14 protein-coding genes are annotated in these 15,427 nt (G+C 43.8%); 4 read left to right on the forward strand and 10 right to left on the reverse strand.

Annotation, left to right across the window (positions count from 1 at the left end):
* The first annotated feature begins 79 nt into the window (after positions 1 to 79).
* Positions 80 to 1,186 carry a DNA replication/repair protein RecF gene (gene recF / locus E0D70_RS02300; RefSeq protein WP_133010663.1) on the forward strand — a complete coding sequence of 369 codons (1,107 nt, stop codon included), beginning with the start codon at positions 80 to 82 and terminating at the stop codon, positions 1,184 to 1,186.
* Positions 1,187 to 3,610, forward strand: coding sequence for a DNA topoisomerase (ATP-hydrolyzing) subunit B (gene gyrB / locus E0D70_RS02305; RefSeq protein WP_133010664.1), 2,424 nt, complete (start codon positions 1,187 to 1,189; stop codon positions 3,608 to 3,610).
* Between the two features lie 129 nt (positions 3,611 to 3,739).
* Here gyrB and E0D70_RS02310 read toward each other — a convergent pair whose 3' ends face one another.
* Positions 3,740 to 4,591 carry an SDR family oxidoreductase gene (locus E0D70_RS02310; protein ID WP_133010665.1) on the reverse strand — a complete coding sequence of 284 codons (852 nt, stop codon included), beginning with the start codon at positions 4,589 to 4,591 and terminating at the stop codon, positions 3,740 to 3,742.
* Between the two features lie 83 nt (positions 4,592 to 4,674).
* Between E0D70_RS02310 and E0D70_RS02315 the strand changes: the two genes are divergently transcribed.
* Positions 4,675 to 5,088 (forward strand): winged helix-turn-helix transcriptional regulator, encoded by a 414-nt coding sequence (locus E0D70_RS02315; RefSeq protein ID WP_133010666.1) that lies wholly within the window; start codon positions 4,675 to 4,677, stop codon positions 5,086 to 5,088.
* A gap of 30 nt (positions 5,089 to 5,118) precedes the next feature.
* Here E0D70_RS02315 and E0D70_RS02320 read toward each other — a convergent pair whose 3' ends face one another.
* Together E0D70_RS02320 and E0D70_RS02325 are read right to left on the reverse strand one after the other, a co-directional pair.
* The gene (locus tag E0D70_RS02320; RefSeq protein ID WP_133010667.1) at positions 5,119 to 6,771 is read right to left on the reverse strand and encodes an FAD-binding oxidoreductase; all 1,653 of its coding nucleotides are present in this window, start codon (positions 6,769 to 6,771) and stop codon (positions 5,119 to 5,121) included.
* Positions 6,772 to 6,812: 41 nt separating this feature from the next.
* A complete protein-coding gene (locus E0D70_RS02325) occupies positions 6,813 to 7,208 on the reverse strand; it encodes a VOC family protein (RefSeq protein WP_133010668.1) in 396 nt (131 codons plus the stop codon).
* A gap of 99 nt (positions 7,209 to 7,307) precedes the next feature.
* Between E0D70_RS02325 and E0D70_RS02330 the strand changes: the two genes are divergently transcribed.
* Positions 7,308 to 7,886 (forward strand): CGNR zinc finger domain-containing protein, encoded by a 579-nt coding sequence (locus E0D70_RS02330; RefSeq protein WP_133010669.1) that lies wholly within the window; start codon positions 7,308 to 7,310, stop codon positions 7,884 to 7,886.
* Positions 7,887 to 7,939: 53 nt separating this feature from the next.
* On the opposite strand, the gene gmhB is transcribed toward E0D70_RS02330, so the two are convergent.
* The 7 genes from gmhB to def all read right to left on the reverse strand — a co-directional run bounded on the left by gmhB (position 7,940) and on the right by def (position 15,341).
* A complete protein-coding gene (gmhB, locus tag E0D70_RS02335; protein ID WP_133010670.1) occupies positions 7,940 to 8,497 on the reverse strand; it encodes a D-glycero-beta-D-manno-heptose 1,7-bisphosphate 7-phosphatase in 558 nt (185 codons plus the stop codon).
* Between the two features lie 70 nt (positions 8,498 to 8,567).
* Entirely contained in the window at positions 8,568 to 9,041 is a 474-nt protein-coding gene (gene ybaK, locus E0D70_RS02340; protein WP_133010671.1) for a Cys-tRNA(Pro) deacylase, read from the reverse strand.
* 15 nt (positions 9,042 to 9,056) lie between these two features.
* Positions 9,057 to 10,505 carry a TrkH family potassium uptake protein gene (locus tag E0D70_RS02345; protein ID WP_133010672.1) on the reverse strand — a complete coding sequence of 483 codons (1,449 nt, stop codon included), beginning with the start codon at positions 10,503 to 10,505 and terminating at the stop codon, positions 9,057 to 9,059.
* Positions 10,506 to 10,658: 153 nt separating this feature from the next.
* Positions 10,659 to 12,032 (reverse strand): Trk system potassium transporter TrkA, encoded by a 1,374-nt coding sequence (trkA, locus tag E0D70_RS02350; RefSeq protein WP_133010673.1) that lies wholly within the window; start codon positions 12,030 to 12,032, stop codon positions 10,659 to 10,661.
* Positions 12,033 to 12,345: 313 nt separating this feature from the next.
* Positions 12,346 to 13,713 carry a 16S rRNA (cytosine(967)-C(5))-methyltransferase RsmB gene (gene rsmB, locus E0D70_RS02355; RefSeq protein ID WP_133010674.1) on the reverse strand — a complete coding sequence of 456 codons (1,368 nt, stop codon included), beginning with the start codon at positions 13,711 to 13,713 and terminating at the stop codon, positions 12,346 to 12,348.
* Between the two features lie 5 nt (positions 13,714 to 13,718).
* Positions 13,719 to 14,696, reverse strand: a complete 978-nt coding sequence (gene fmt, locus E0D70_RS02360) for a methionyl-tRNA formyltransferase (protein WP_133010675.1) — start codon at positions 14,694 to 14,696, stop codon at positions 13,719 to 13,721.
* A gap of 132 nt (positions 14,697 to 14,828) precedes the next feature.
* Entirely contained in the window at positions 14,829 to 15,341 is a 513-nt protein-coding gene (gene def, locus E0D70_RS02365) for a peptide deformylase (protein ID WP_133010676.1), read from the reverse strand.
* Between the last annotated feature and the right edge of the window lie 86 nt (positions 15,342 to 15,427).

Raw genomic sequence — 15,427 nt, forward strand, 5'->3', positions numbered from 1 at the left:
TCTTGTTAACCATGTAGTCATTAGTTGCCTAATGACTACATGGTTTTCTCTTTCTCACTCCGATTAAGGTTTCCGCTTTATGCCGCTGGTGCGTTTGGACATCTCTCATGTTCGCAACCTCTCAAGTGTGCGCTTTGAACCTTCGCCTCAAGTTAATATAATTATTGGTGAAAACGGCAGTGGTAAAACCTCTGTTCTTGAAGCCATTCATTTGCTCTCTTTCGGGCGTTCCTTTCGTAGTCATAAACACAAAACCTACATCCAACACGAAAACGAGCACTGTTTAGTGTTCGCCCAATTGCATCAAGAGCAAGGCAATCCAATCCCTGTCGGGCTGCAACGCCATAGAGATGGGAAAATAGACGTGCACATTCAAGGTCAGCGTGCTCAATCAGTTGTGGAACTTGCTGAACGTTTGCCTGTGCAACTTATTAACCCTGATGCGTTTCGATTATTGGAAGGTGCTCCTAGCGTTAGAAGGCAGTTTATTGACTGGGGCGTGTTCCATTTTGACGGTGAATTTATTCGTGCATGGCGTGGCTGGCAAAAAGCATTAAAACAGCGGAATACCTTGCTCAGACGTGGTAAAATATCTCCCAGTTTATTGGCGGCTTTTGATCAGGAATTAATCCGCCTCGGTGAACAGGTCAATACCTCGCGTAAAGCTTATGTTGAACGCCTAACGCCTTATTTTTTAAAGGTGTTAGCTCTGCTGAACGAAGACTTAACCGTCTCTCTGCAATTCTTCCAAGGCTGGGATTCTCAAAAATCCTTACAAATGGCTGTGGAAGCTGGACGAGAGCGCGATATTGAACTGGGTTATACGCATACCGGCCCACAAAGAGCCGATTTACGTGTAAAAGCCGAGACTGGCGATGCATTAGATACCTTGTCACGCGGACAGCAAAAGTTAGTCGTGTCCGCATTGAAAATCGCCCAAGGGCAACTACTGATCGACATGGGTCGCCCCTTGGTCTTTTTAGTGGACGATTTACCCGCAGAGTTAGATGCCAATCATAGGCAAAAACTGTGTCGTTTATTGGAATCACTAAACAGCCAAATTTTTATTACGAGTGTTGGACCAGATACCACGGATTTTACGTGGGCCGACACCACAGACGTTCGTCACTTTTCTATGAATAACGGCGAATTGTCCTTATCGAGCAAAGGTTTGCAGGAGAGTTAAATGAGTGAAAATAATTACGATTCGTCCAGTATCAAGGTGCTCAAAGGGCTAGATGCCGTACGTAAACGCCCTGGTATGTACATTGGCGACACGGACGACGGAACCGGTTTGCACCATATGGTGTTCGAAGTTGTAGATAACTCGATTGATGAAGCCTTAGCGGGTCATTGTGATACGGTCACGGTACTTATTCATCCAGATGAATCGATTTCTGTTTCTGATAACGGCCGTGGTATCCCTGTGGATATGCACGAAGAAGAAGGCGTATCTGCTGCCGAAGTTATCATGACCGTCCTGCATGCTGGCGGTAAGTTTGATGACAATTCTTACAAGGTTTCTGGTGGTCTTCATGGTGTAGGTATTTCAGTAGTAAATGCCCTATCTGAAGCTGTTACCTTGACGATCCGTAAAGAAGGTAAAGTCTATGAGCAGCATTATACTCATGGCGTACCAGATGCACCGTTAGCCGTTGTCGGCGAGTCCGATGGTGCGGGTACGACGGTTCATTTCAAACCTTCTGCTGAAACATTCAGTAATATCTTATTTGTTTATGACATCTTAGCGAAACGCCTTCGTGAATTGTCTTTCTTGAACTCTGGTGTTGCGATTCATCTAAAAGATGAGCGTACAGGTAAAGAAGATTTCTTCAATTATACCGGTGGTTTGCGTTCGTTTGTTGAGCATTTGAATACCAACAAAACGCCTATCAACGATATTTTTCACTTCATTTGTCAACGAGACGATCTTGATGATGGTATCGCGGTTGAAGTGGCATTGCAGTGGAATGAAGGTTTCCAAGAAAACATCTACTGTTACACCAATAACATCCCTCAGCGCGATGGTGGTGCTCACTTAGCGGGTTTCCGTGGTGCGTTGACGCGTACGCTGAACACCTTTATTGAGAAAGAAGGTCTAGCGAAAAAGCAAAAAGTAGCGACCACCGGTGATGACTCTCGTGAAGGATTGACCGCCATTGTTTCTGTGAAAGTACCTGATCCAAAATTCTCTTCTCAGACCAAAGACAAGCTTGTCTCTTCTGAAGTGAAAACGGCCGTTGAACAAGAAATGAGTAAGCGTTTTTCTGAATACCTTCTTGAGAAGCCAAGCGAAGCCAAAATCATTGTAAACAAAATGATTGATGCGGCTCGTGCTCGTGAAGCCGCACGTCGTGCGCGTGATATGACGCGTCGTAAAGGCGCGTTAGACATCGCCGGTTTGCCAGGTAAATTGGCCGATTGTCAGGAGAAAGATCCAGCTCTTTCTGAAATCTACTTAGTGGAGGGTGATTCTGCGGGTGGTTCTGCCAAACAAGGTCGTGATCGTCGTACACAAGCGATTTTGCCTCTTAAAGGTAAAATTCTTAACGTCGAGAAAGCACGTTTTGACAAAATGCTATCGTCTGTCGAAGTAGGTACTCTAATTACCGCTCTAGGTTGTGGTATTGGCCGTGATGAGTTCAATGCAGACAAACTACGCTACCACAGCATCGTCATCATGACCGATGCCGACGTCGATGGATCGCACATTCGTACCTTGTTGCTGACTTTCTTCTTCCGTCAAATGCCAGAGATCATCGAACGCGGTCATATCTTTATTGCACAACCGCCATTGTTTAAAATCAAACGTGGTAAGCAAGAGCAATACATTAAAGATGAAGCGGCGATGCAGCAATACTTGATCGAAGTGGCGTTAGATGGCGCGCACATGCACGTTAATGAAGAAGCACCGGGCATTCAAGGCGAACATCTAGCAACATTGGTTCGTGATTACATTCGCATTGAAGGTGATATTGACCGTTTGTCTCGTGTATACCCAAAAGATGTTATGGGTAAGCTTCTGTACTGCAAAGCGTTAACTCAAGACGATCTAATGAACGAAGCCGCCGTGACAGAATGGGTCGAAGCGATTCGTAGCCAAATGCCATTGGATGCACGTACTGGTTTCCGTTTTGACTTCTCAGTAGAGAAAGACGATGAGCGTAACTTGTACTTGCCAGTGGTCAACATCATGTCTCATGGTGTGTCGAACCGTTACCGTTTTGAAGCGACTTTCTTCAACTCTCCTGAATACAAGCGCATTGTGGCTATGTCTGAAACCGTCGCTGAATTGTTTGGTGAAGAATCTTTCATCCAACGTGGCGAACGTCGTCAGCCAGTAGAAACCATCAGCGACATGAAAGCTTGGTTGATGAAAGAAGCGTCTCGTGGCTTAACGACACAGCGTTACAAAGGACTGGGTGAGATGAACCCTGACCAGCTATGGGAAACAACAATGGACCCAGATGCACGCCGTATGTTGCGCGTTACCATCGACGACGCTGTTGCCGCTGACCAAATGTTCACAACCTTAATGGGTGACGAAGTAGAACCACGTCGTAACTTCATTCAAGAAAATGCCTTGAATGTAGCGAACTTGGATATCTGATTCTTCGTACCAATATCCTTCAAAAAAGCGGTTAGAGTGAAAACTCTAACCGCTTTTTTTATGGCTAGATAAGCCTTTCGTTAATAATAGGTCTGAATCATGGTTGTTACATGATCCATCTACACTGCTTTAAAGTGCGGCTTTGATGCTGTCTTCGATCGGTGTCGTTGGTCGGCCGATCAGTGTCGATAATGTTTTACTGTCGTTGAATAAGCCGCCTTTTGATGCGCCAACGTCTGAGTCTGCGAGTATGACGGCGAGGCCTTCAGGTAAGCCGACTTGCACGAGTACTTTCGCGTATTCTGCTTCTGGTAGGTTTTGGTAGACTACGCTTTTACCACTGATTTGACTGATTTTTTGTGCGTATTCGGCTAACGTAAACGCATTGTCTCCTGCTAACTCGTATACTTTTCCAGCTTGGTTTTCAGCTGTAATAGCGACCGCCGCGGCTTCTGCATAGTCTGCTCGTGCTGCTGTGGCGTATTTACCCTCTTCTGCACTGCCTAAAACAGCGCCATGTTCAATGGCCATAGCGACGGTGCCAGTGTAGTTTTCTGAGTACCAGCCGTTGCGCAATAGAACATGAGGAACACCAGAATCTAGTAGCGCTTGTTCTGTTTCTACGTGTTCCGCAGCAAGAGCCAGTGGCGAGTTTTGCGCATCGAGAATGCTGGTATATGCCAGTAGTTCAACCTTGGCATCTTTTGCCGCTTGAATCAGGTTTTTATGCTGTGGTGTACGTTGGCCCACTTCACTGGATGACACCAGTACAACTCGCTTTACGCCTTCCATTGCAGCGGTTAAAGACGCTGTATCTGTGTAGTCCGCTTGGCGCACAATAATACCCTGTTCTGCTAAGTCTTGTGCTTTTTCAGGTGAACGTACGGCTGCGACGATTTGATTGGCAGGCGTGCCGCGTTGGATTAAATTTGCGACGATAAGACGGCCCAATTGACCTGATGCACCGGTGACTAAAATCATGGTTTTCTCCTTTGAGTTGTTCGTTGATGAGAGTAGAATAATCCACTAACAAACTTTTAGTAAGTACATACAAAAAGGTAAGTATGAAAAAACATGATAATAATTTAAATGGATCTGAAGAAACGGGGTTAAGCCAAAAGTTTAATCGCGGAAATGTATTCTCAGACCAATGTCCCTCTCGGAATATTCTCAAGCATGTAACGAGCCGTTGGGCCGTACTCGTGTTGTTGGCGTTAAAAGGTGGAAAAACACAGCGTTTTAGTGAATTGCGCCGCACGATTCATGGCGTCAGTGAGAAGATGCTGGCGCAGACGCTGCAAGTGTTGGAGAAAGATGGTTTTATATTGAGAGTGTCTTATCCTGTCGTACCGCCTCATGTGGAATACAGCTTGACTGAGATCGGCCAGCAAGTATCAGAGCACGTCATTGGGTTGGCGGATTGGATCGAGGACAATATAGACATTCTGATTAAGTCAGAAAATGAGGTTATGGACTGACATGACCTCATTGTTTATTTGCTAGGGAGTCTAAAAACTTTCGGAGTATATGTGGTCTCGTCTTATGCCAAGGGCTTCAAGTTTTATTATTAAATCAGTAAGGAAATTTGTAGGCCCGCATAGGTAAAAGTCGGCGTTTAAATCGGCTACTTTTCGTTGAATGAGCTCCCCTGTAATTCGCCCTGTTTCATCGTAGTCTTCGCCAAGTGTATCCTGCTCGCTAGGCTGACTAAATAAGATATCCAGATGAAAACTATCATGCTGCTTTTCTAGAACCCGAATTTCAGGTAGCAAAGGTGCATGGGTGCCATTACGAGCGCCATAAAAGAAATGAATCGAGGGCGCAACATTTGATTGGATCGCGGAATGTAACATGCTGACTAAGGGAGTGGCACCAATGCCAGCACTGATTAATACTACTGGGCGGGTGGGGAATTTTAGTAGGAAGTCGCCATTAGGTTTTTTAGCCTGAATAATATCGCCAACTTGAATGGCATCGTGCAAATAGCGTGAGCCCAGACCATGGCTCTCACGTTTAACACTGATGCGATAGTGTTCGTCTGTTGGTGAGTTTGAAAGAGAATAAGTTCGCTCTGTAAGAGCATCTTGCGCAGATAAAGCGAGTTGTATTGGCAGGAATTGTCCTGCTCGAAAAACTGGCAGCGCGGTTTGATTGTGTGAAACAAGTTCGAACGAGGTGACATCGTCGCTTTCTACGACCTTTTTGGTGACCATTAGTCCACCTTTAATACCTTCTGGTAAGCGCCAGCGCAATGGTAAAACACCGTCTAACTGTACTATTTTATCTATATCTATGTTCAATAATCGATGTGCGCCTTGGTACGCTCGTACTTTTTCTGAATCCCAATCTATTTTCGCTCGACCACTCAGTTGCAATAAACTGCCTGTATCGAAGTCAATAAATAGTAATCCTATTAAAGGGTCTAACAGTAAATTCCCGATGGTGTTAAAGAAATTATTACCAGAATAATCAGGTATAACCAATTTATTATCATTAGAAATGGTTACAAATCCCGCGGCGCCACCACGGTGTGAAGCGTCCATTCCATAAGCTGATGGTTTGTTTTCATCGTGACTGTCTTCTGAATAGCCGCTGGCAATAAACAGAGTGTCTGCAGATGCGATCCATTTCTTCATAGAGGGTGTTAAGTGGCGATGCTGTGTAACAGATATTTTATTATCATCAACATTGGTATGTTGCCATTCTCTTTCTGAAATGTACTGGGGGCAATTTCCATAAGATTGAGAAACGGCGAAAGTGATGCCGCTTTTATCTGCCTTTGTTACTGAGCCACTCGCCCTGTTACGACGACGACTTTCTAATTCAATACCAATAAGGCCGATTTCAGCGCCATCTGTAAAAGCATGTTCAAGTGCATCGCCTTTGTTTGGTAAGGCTGAAAAATGTAAATGTGCCTTGTCTGGTGAAGAAATAAAGCCAATGTCCCCCGCCAACATGGTTACCCAAGGTAAGCCGTTCTTATCTCTAGCAGAAGCGATAATGAAAGGAAGTTGGCGAAAGAAATCACGGTGTTGTTCTGGAAAGAAAGGTCGAATGGCCCTCCCTCCCCAATGGGCAAGTGTTTCACGTGCGTCAACACGTTCTTGCGCTTGCTGTTCACCGATATGAAAAGGTGCATTAGGGGAAGTATTAAAGGCCATATATACCTCTGATATTGTATTAATAAATCATGACGAGGTGATTAAATTGCAATCAATTCAAGACGAATGTTACCAGGGATTCGGCACATCATGTGTTGCAATCCACTTTCACCTAAATCTTCTGGCGCAAATTCGATGGTCACGTCATCGCGTGAACTTAGTTGTTCATGTAGTAATGCCAACGTCGTCGTGTCGGCAAGGCGCAACGCAAAATGGTGTAGCCCAATATTTTCTCGACGATTAAAAGGCGTTGCTTTTTCGGGATTTTCTGCCTGCCAAAGTGTCAGCATGACGACACCATCAGTAACAAAAACCGCTGGATACGATGGTACTTCTTGTACTTGTGTGAAACCTAATGCTTCTACAAAAAAGGCACTTGCCTCTTTAACGTCAGGAACAGTAAGACCAAGATGATGGATTCCTTGAGTATGTGCCATGTTTTTTTGCCTTCTAATTAGTTAAAAATTATAACCTTTAAAATTAAGGTTTAACGGTTATGTTATATTCCCTTTTCTAACCTGTAAAGATAAATTATAATGGTTAGTATGAGAGAAGATAAAAAAACCTTTATCCGAGTGGGAAATAATCTCGCTGTGGATTTTATCAATACGCAATTCTCTACCCATGAAAAAGTGGTGAATCAACTTGAGTGCCTGCAGGACTTGTTTCAGTGGGCGGCAGAAATGGAGGTGCCTTTAGAAAGTATTGATACCAATGCAAATATAGAAGATGTATGGCAGCTTAGGAGTAGTATAAAAACATTGGTTACTGCAAACACAGACAAGCAGGTATTGCCTGAAGATGCGCTCAGTGTGCTTAATAAGCATTTGCGCAATGCACCGCTTCAGCAGCAATTGTTAGTGGTTAACCAAGATATTTCATTGCAGCCTTTTGATAAAAAACTGTCGGTAGATAAATTGCTTGGAAAAGTAGCTTACGAAGCGGCCAATTTACTGACTTCGCCTCTTAGTCTTCATGTTAAACATTGTTCGAATGAAAAATGCATATTGATGTTTGTGGATACATCTCGCTCGAAAAAACGGCGATGGTGTAGTATGGATATCTGTGGGAACCGCGCAAAAGCATCGAGCTTTTATCACGCTCATAAAGAATAATAGTATTTCAAGATAAAGAGTTAGTAAGTGATTACTAACTCTTTAGTCTTCTATTAGAGATACTTGTGTAATGTTGATATGGTGAAAGCCGCTAGATCGGTATATATTTCGAAATGAAAGTCGATGGCTTTATATTGAGTCTCTCGGCCATTGCCTGTTAGTACAAGTACGGGCGAGCAGCCTCTTGCTTTGCCGGCTTGTAAATCTCTTAATGAGTCTCCTACCATGATGGCTGGCATCGTTTCGAAAGACAAACCAAGCTGTGTTTCGATGGCTTCAATCATGCCGCTTTTTGGCTTTCGGCATGAGCAATTGTCATCTGGCCCATGTGGGCAATATTCAATACCAGCAATCGAACCGCCTTCTTTCGCGACGAGTGCTTTCATCTTATCGTGCATCGCGTTGAGTGTTGCTTCGTCGTAATAGCCTCGAGCAATGCCAGATTGGTTTGTTACGACAAATACCTGAAAACCTGCTTTTGATAATGCCGCAATGGATTTAATACTACCTGGTAACGGAATCCATTCATCGACAGACTTTACATAAGCATCAGAATCTTGGTTAATCACACCGTCTCGGTCTAATAGAATAATGGGTTTTGTTTGCAGCATTGTGTTGATTACCTTTCTTTAAATGTACCTAGCCTTAAATATTAAGACGGATACAAACGTATCTAGTGGATTATTTTTCGTCACGAATGTCAGCAAAGTTTGCCTCATGACACGCTTTGCTTAAATCTTGTGGTGCAAGTCCGATGTCTAATCCTCGCTTTCCGCCGCTCACATAAATTTTTTCAAATGCCAGCGCACTGCTGTCTATGCAAGTTATCAGGCGTTTTTTTTGACCTATAGGACTGATACCGCCGACTAAATACCCTGTTAATCTTTCTGCTTCTTTCGGCTCTGCCATGCGTAACTTTTTAACACGAAAAGCCGCTGCCGCGCGTTTTAAGTTAAGCGTCCCTGTTACTGGGACGATGGCAACAAAGAAGCTTTTCTCATCGCTGACTAATAATGTTTTGAAAACAGTCGCAGAGTTTAAGTTGAGTTTTTCTGCGGCCTCTTCGCCAAAATTATGACAATCAGCCTCATGCGCATATTCGTGAATAGTCACGGCAATATTGAGTTTCTTTAATAAATCGATAGCCGGAGTCATATACTTCTCTCTTGGTTATTTCTGCCAGAACATAGGCGTAAATAATACCAACAAGGTAAACACCTCTAAACGCCCTAATAGCATAGAAAAACATAACATCCATTTCGCTGGGTCATTTACATCTGCGAACGTGTTCGAAACGGCGCCGAGCCCTGGACCTAAGTTGTTTAGCGTGGCAGCAACAGCAGACCATGCTGTTACTTGATCCATACCTGTTGCCATTAAGCCAATCATTAAGATGACATACACTAAAAGGTAAGCGGAAAAGAACCCCCAGACGGCGGAGACCACACGCTCAGGAATGGCCTTGCCACCCACTTTGACAGGGATGACCGCATTAGGATGCACCAGACGCTGTATTTCTCGAACCCCTTGCTTGAGGATTAATAAGATACGAATCACCTTCATACCGCCCCCTGTCGAGCTGGCACAACCACCGGCAAAGGAAGTAACAATTAATAAGAAGGGTAAAAAATGTGGCCACGTCGAGAAATTGGAGGTACTAAAACCAGACGTCGTTGCAATTGAAACACTTTCAAAGACGGCATAGCGTATTGACGTTCCCCAATCATAGGTGGATGTCATTGCTAATACGAAGGTCGATAGCGTGATAGTACAAGCCAAAATAAACAGAAAGAAACGGGCTTCTGGGTCGAGCAAATAATGCAATACGCTTTTATGTCGCCACGCATGAAAATGAAGAGCAAAGTTAAATGCAGAAACGACCATAAAGAAAGTCGCGATCATTTCAATTGGAACACTATTAAAGTAACCAATACTGGCATCATGTGTAGAAAAACCACCGATGGCGACTGTTGAGAAACTGTGACAAATCGCATCGAATAAACTCATACCAGCAGCCCAATAACCTAATGCACAAAGGCAGGTTAACGTTGCGTAGATGTACCACAGCGCTTTGGCTGTTTCGGCAATACGAGGAGTAAGCTTGGTATCTTTTACTGGGCCAGGTGTTTCTGCCCGATAAAGCTGCATACCACCAATGCCTAGCATAGGCATGATTGCCACGGCCAAAACGATAATCCCCATACCGCCTAACCAAGTTAACAATTGACGATAAAAGAGAATGGATTCGGGTAAGCCATCAATGCCCGTTAAAATGGTTGCCCCTGTTGTCGTCAACCCGGAGATGGATTCAAACAAAGCATCAGTAAAGGAAAGGTCTGGTGTGTCAGCTAAAAAGAATGGTACTGATCCAAAAAATCCTAGGACTGTCCAAAACAGAACAGTAATCAAAAAACCATCGCGTATTTTTAGCTCCCCGCGGTGATTGCGCACAGGAAACCAAAGTAGAAAGCCACCGATTAAGTTAATGCCCATGGCATAAACAAAGGAATCTAAAACGCCATCAGAATAAATTAAAGAGACAATCATAGGCGGAATTAAGGAGAGGCTAAACACCATAACCAATAAACCAATAACGCGTAAAATTACTTTAATATGCATAGCTGCTTCCTAGCACCAGATTCTCTTGAATCTGGTTTGATTAAATCACCTAGCTGAAGGTCTTTTTATTTTCAGCGCCCTCCCATGTCTCGGGCGGATTTCCTCGTGATAGAAAAGATAGTTAATGACGCTTAACGTTATTCGGTCTTTTGGCTAAAAGAAAGTTAATCCTACTTGGAACAATTGCTCAACGGCTGGAATCTGTTTCTTATTCGATACAAAGATGATGACATGATCTTCAGCTTGAATGACAACATCCCCAGTTGCGAGAATAATTTCATCACCTCGAACAACCGCGCCTATGGTTGCACCTTCTGGTAAATTGATTTTCGCAATACTACGACCGACTACTTTAGAGGATCGGAAATCACCATGAGCAACAGCTTCTAATGCTTCAGCAGCGCCTTTGCGCATTGAGTGTACGTTTACTACGTCGCCACGACGAATATAACTGAGTAACGAACTGATGGTTGTTTGCTGAGGGGAAATTGCAATGTCGATCATACCTTCCTGAACGATATCAACGTACGCAGGGTTGTTGATAATGGTCATTACCGTACGTACTCCCAAAACTTTGGCCAGCATTGAAGACATGATATTGGCTTCATCGTTGTTGGTCAGCGCACAAAATACATCGGTTGATTCGATATTTTCTTCTAATAATAATTCTTTTTTCGAAGCATCACCGTTAAGCACAATGGTGTTATCTAGGTTTTCAGAAAGATAACGGCAGCGTTCTAAATCTCGTTCTATGATTTTTACACGGTATTCTTTTTCAAGGCTATGAGCTAAACGCTCACCGATGTTACCGCCACCGGCAATAATAATTCGTCGATAAGGCGTATCTAACGGGCGCAGTTCACTCATTACATCTAACACATCACGTTGTGGCGTTAGAAAGAAAACCTCGTCATTGGCACGAATACAGGTATTACCGTCTGGTTTTATAGATTTACCATCGCGATAAATGGCCGCAATTCGAGTCTGAATTGACGGCATATGTTCGCGTAAATAGCTGATAGGTTGATCAATAAGAGGACCTCCCTTTTCTGCTTTTACAACAACAAGCTGGACTTTACCTTCTGCAAATTCCATCACTTGAAGTGCACCAGGATAACGAATCAATCTGCTTAAATGTTTCGTTACTTCTTTTTCTGGACTGATACGAACATCGATTGGTAATGCTTGGTCGTTAAACAGTTGTGGGTAATTAGCGTAGGCGCTTGAGCGAACACGGCCAATTTTTGTTGGCGTTTTAAATAAGGTATGCGCAACTTGGCAAGCCACCATGTTGGTTTCATCATGGTTACTTACCGCGATTAACATATCAGCATCATTACAACCTGCTTGCTCCAATACGGCAGGATGCGAGCCACTGCCTTCGACAGTCTGAATATCCAAACGATCCTGAAGCTCTCTTAGGCGCGTTAGATCAGGATCAATAACGGTAATGTCATTGTCTTCGTTAGCAAGGTTTTCAGCGAGCGTTGCGCCAACTTGGCCAGCCCCGATAATGATGATTTTCATATTTTGCCTTAGAGCGCGATCTTAAATCATTGCTCTTTTTTAGTTGTTCTTGTTGGCTCTCATGAGCGCTAATAATGATCTTGATTTACCCTACATGGTAGGCTGTATTTTAAAGACTTCAAACTAATACTTTAATGACATTTGTGAAATATTTAAAAAATTAAGCTTTAAATAGTCATACAGAGGGAAAGTAAGCATGAGCCTTAAAAAATGCTCAGACAGTTTGTATGTTTCATGTGAAACAATTGCCCGAGCATTTTTTAAGTTGTCGAATCTAAACGATTCTTTTCTTCGATTTAGTGTTCTGTGTTACTTAGCTGTTTTTTTGGATCAGGCAATAATAGAAGCCGTCGTGTCCCTTAAGTGTTGGGAATAATTGACGCCCATGAGAAACAGCAATGCCCCACTCTGTATTTATGGATGGATTTAAAGCGTTCATAACCACCTCTTTAGCATCAGCATGAGACGCTAAGAAATCAGCAATTTGCAGTTCGTTTTCTTCAGGCATTAAAGAGCAAGTCGCATACAAAAGATGGCCGCCTGTTTTCAGTGTGCTCCAGACCTTATCCAAAATAACTTTTTGAATGGCAATGAGCTCTTCAATGTCGACAGGTTTTCGATTGATCTTAATGTCTGGGTTCCGACGAATAACACCGGTTGCAGAACAAGGCACATCAAGAAGGATTTTGTCGAATGGCGTACCATCCCACCAAGCATCCAGGTCCCCTGCATCGGCGCATTGTAAGTTTGCCATTAATCCAATACGTTCTAGATTGGCTTCGATTTTTTCTAAACGCCACGGTTCTAACTCAACGGCGGTTAAGTCGAGAGTTTCTTCTACGTCTTGTGCCGCAGCAGCAAACTCAAGAAGATGGCCTGTTTTGCCACCCGGCGCGGCACACGCGTCTAAGACGTGTTCGCCAAGGCTTGGAGCCAAAATATGTGTAGCCAGCTGAGCTGATTCGTCTTGAACGCTGGAAAAGCCTTCATCGAATTCAGGTAACTCATTTACTCTAACGGCAGATCTTAGGTACAAAGCAGAAGGTGAAAGTAACCCTTCTTCTGAATCTATACCCTTCTCAGCCATTTGAGTCTTGTATGTTTCACGTGAAACTTGGCTTTCGTTTACGCGAATGCACATTGGAGGATGCGCATTACTGGCTTCGATTATTTGTTCGAACTGTTCTGGCCAATGTTTCTTAAAGCGTTTCACTAACCATTTTGGCTGGTTGTATTCCACAGATGGCATGGCTTCAAGTGTCTCAATAATGTCGTCTGCTTCGCGTTGGTAGCGGCGCAGTACGGCATTGATCAACTTGGTCGCCCAGTCTTTCTTTAGTAAACGGCAGGCTTCAACGGTTTCATTTACCGCAGCATGATCTGGTGTATTCATGTAGCCAAGCTGGTATAAACCAATCAACAGAGCGGCATAAAGATCCATGTCCTTCTCTTCGAACGGATGGTTCAACAGGTGCAAAGCAATACTGTTTAATAATGGGTACTGACGGCAGACACCAAAGCACAATTCCTTTAGAAGCGGAATGTGCTCGCTGGCAACATCGTGTTGGTGACGTGCTAGCTGAGTGCTAAGGGAACCTTGTTGTAACAAGACATTAGTAACAACTTGAATCGCGACTTGGCGAGCGCTGTGTTGGATTGAAGGGACATCTGTTGGTTTCATTATAATTACTCTACTAAGCCGAAGCGTTGGCCAATTTGTAAGGCCGCTTTGTGTTTACCGTTTAAGGCATCTTGTACTTTTATGCGCTTGCCGCCGGCAAACTGTACGTCCGTGATTCGAATGCAGCCTTGCCCTGTTGCAACAATAACACCCTCTTTACTGACGACTAGAATCTCACCCGGTGTTGCACTATCGGATTCGACGCTGGTTAATTCTGCTGCATGAATTTTCATTACGCCTTCGCTGCTTTGAGTGAAAGCAGACGGCCAAGGAGACAAACCACGCACCTGACGTTCGATGAGCTCTGCTGATTGTGACCACTGAAGCTCTCCTTCTTGCTTGGTGAGTTTAGCTGCATAGTTACTTAAACTGTCATCCTGTTTCTCTGCAACAAGCTCGCCTTTTTTGAGTTTCTCCAATGCTTCAACCAATGCTACGCCACCGAGTTTAGCTAGATGATCGTGCAAGCTTGACGAAGTATCTGTTGGCTTGATATCGCAATAAGCTTTCAGCAGCATATCACCTGTGTCTAGACCAACATCCATTTGCATAATAGTGATGCCAGTCGTTTCATCCCCAGCGATGAGCGCACGATGTATAGGTGCAGCCCCACGCCAGCGAGGCAAGATGGAGCCATGGACGTTAAGGCAACCTAACTTTGGCGTGTCGAGTACGGCTTTCGGTAAAATAATCCCATAAGCCGCGACTATCATAATGTCGGCGTTGAGTGCTTCAAGAGCGGCCTTGTCTTCTTCCGATTTAAAGTTAACTGGTTGGAATACTGGAATATCATGCTCAAGCGCCAATTGTTTAACTGGGCTCGCTACTAACTTATGACCACGGCCAGCGGGACGATCTGGCTGCGTGTAAACGCCAACCAACTGATAGTGGTTTTGTTCTTGGCTATCTAATAAAGCTTGAAGACTGATGGCGGCAAATTCGGGTGTGCCTGCAAATACAATACGAAGTGGAGAGGTGGTCATTTTGTTTCCTTAACGAAAAAATCAGGCCGAAGCCTGATTTACTAAACGGGTATTCATTTGTTCAACGGTAACCTTTCTTTCAGTACTCTCGCACTTAAGAAAAGCTTGGCATTGAAGCGAAAACAATCAGCTTTAAGGTTTCGCGGCGTTTTTCTGCGCTTTGACTAATTTCGTTTTAATACGATTTCGTTTTAATGGTGATAGGTAATCTACCATTAGTTTGCCGTCTAAATGATCTACTTCGTGTTGTACGCAAACGGCCATTAGCTCATCTACTTTCATTTCAAACGGTTTTCCGTGTCGATCCAACGCTTTGACGACAACTTCCGCTGCACGGTAAATATGTTCATAAAAACCAGGCACGGATAAACAGCCTTCTTGGTACTCATTAGGCTCATCGTTGATTACTTCAAATTCGGGGTTAATGAACACAATAGGCTCACTATGATCTTCTGAGAAGTCCATCACAACAAGGCGATGATGGTAATCAACTTGCGTTGCAGCTAGACCTAAACCTTTATCTTCGTACATGGTTTCTATCATGTCATCGATTTGGATTTGTAGTGCATCGGTAAATTCGGTAATAGGTTTTGCGACTTTACGTAGGCGCGGGTCTGGGTATTCTAGTATAGTTAAAACGGCCATGATCTTTTCCAATATGTCTTTTATTCGTCGGCCGAGACGCTTTTGGTCTCGACTCTTTGTCTTAGCTATATTGTAACGCAAGTCAT

The organism is Marinomonas flavescens (assembly GCF_004352835.1).
GTDB classification, from domain to species: Bacteria; Pseudomonadota; Gammaproteobacteria; order Pseudomonadales; family Marinomonadaceae; genus Marinomonas; species Marinomonas flavescens.

Bases quoted from the DNA above. Each gene is read 5' to 3' on its own strand.
- ybaK (WP_133010671.1), bottom strand. From the start codon at position 9,041: ATGACTCCGGCTATCGATTTATTAAAGAAACTCAATATTGCCGTGACT.
- trkA (WP_133010673.1), bottom strand. From the start codon at position 12,032: ATGAAAATCATCATTATCGGGGCTGGCCAAGTTGGCGCAACGCTCGCT.
- gmhB (WP_133010670.1), bottom strand. From the start codon at position 8,497: ATGCTGCAAACAAAACCCATTATTCTATTAGACCGAGACGGTGTGATT.
- fmt (WP_133010675.1), bottom strand. From the start codon at position 14,696: ATGACCACCTCTCCACTTCGTATTGTATTTGCAGGCACACCCGAATTT.
- rsmB (WP_133010674.1), bottom strand. From the start codon at position 13,713: ATGAAACCAACAGATGTCCCTTCAATCCAACACAGCGCTCGCCAAGTC.
- E0D70_RS02320 (WP_133010667.1), bottom strand. From the start codon at position 6,771: ATGGCCTTTAATACTTCCCCTAATGCACCTTTTCATATCGGTGAACAG.
- E0D70_RS02345 (WP_133010672.1), bottom strand. From the start codon at position 10,505: ATGCATATTAAAGTAATTTTACGCGTTATTGGTTTATTGGTTATGGTG.
- E0D70_RS02325 (WP_133010668.1), bottom strand. From the start codon at position 7,208: ATGGCACATACTCAAGGAATCCATCATCTTGGTCTTACTGTTCCTGAC.
- gyrB (WP_133010664.1), top strand. From the start codon at position 1,187: ATGAGTGAAAATAATTACGATTCGTCCAGTATCAAGGTGCTCAAAGGG.
- E0D70_RS02310 (WP_133010665.1), bottom strand. From the start codon at position 4,591: ATGATTTTAGTCACCGGTGCATCAGGTCAATTGGGCCGTCTTATCGTC.
- recF (WP_133010663.1), top strand. From the start codon at position 80: ATGCCGCTGGTGCGTTTGGACATCTCTCATGTTCGCAACCTCTCAAGT.
- E0D70_RS02330 (WP_133010669.1), top strand. From the start codon at position 7,308: ATGGTTAGTATGAGAGAAGATAAAAAAACCTTTATCCGAGTGGGAAAT.
- def (WP_133010676.1), bottom strand. From the start codon at position 15,341: ATGGCCGTTTTAACTATACTAGAATACCCAGACCCGCGCCTACGTAAA.
- E0D70_RS02315 (WP_133010666.1), top strand. From the start codon at position 4,675: ATGAAAAAACATGATAATAATTTAAATGGATCTGAAGAAACGGGGTTA.